Origin of the sequence: Rhizobium ecuadorense, from assembly GCF_001187535.1 — a bacterium.
Taxonomy (GTDB): domain Bacteria; phylum Pseudomonadota; class Alphaproteobacteria; order Rhizobiales; family Rhizobiaceae; genus Rhizobium; species Rhizobium ecuadorense.
The window spans coordinates 1-410 of record NZ_LFIO01000685.1; the positions used below are offsets into that span (position 1 = coordinate 1).

At 62.9% G+C, this 410-nt stretch carries 1 protein-coding gene; it reads right to left on the reverse strand.

Annotation, left to right across the window (positions count from 1 at the left end; genetic code table 11):
- Positions 1-410 (reverse strand): dermokine domain-containing protein (locus AF337_RS45350; protein WP_244471237.1); only part of this gene is annotated, 410 nt, incomplete at both ends.

Below are 410 nucleotides of genomic sequence, written 5' to 3' on the forward strand. Positions count from 1 at the left end.
CGGAGCCGCCATTGTCGCTCTTGCCGGAGCCGCCATTGTCGCTCTTGCCGGAGCCACCGTTATCGCTCTTGCCAGAGCCGCCATTGTCGCTCTTGCCGGAACCGCCATTGTCGCTCTTGCCGGAGCCGCCATTGTCGCTCTTGCCAGAGCCGCCATTGTCGCTCTTTCCGGAGCCGCCATTGTCGCTCTTTCCGGAGCCGCCATTATCGCTCTTACCGGAGCCACCGTTATCGCTCTTACCGGAACCGCCATTGTCGCTCTTGCCAGAGCCGCCATTGTCGCCCTTGCCGGAACCACCGTTGTCGCTCTTTCCGGAACCGCCATTGTCGCTCTTTCCGGAACCGCCATTGTCGCTCTTGCCGGAGCCGCCATTGTCGCTCTTGCCGGAGCCGCCATTGTCGCTCTTGCCG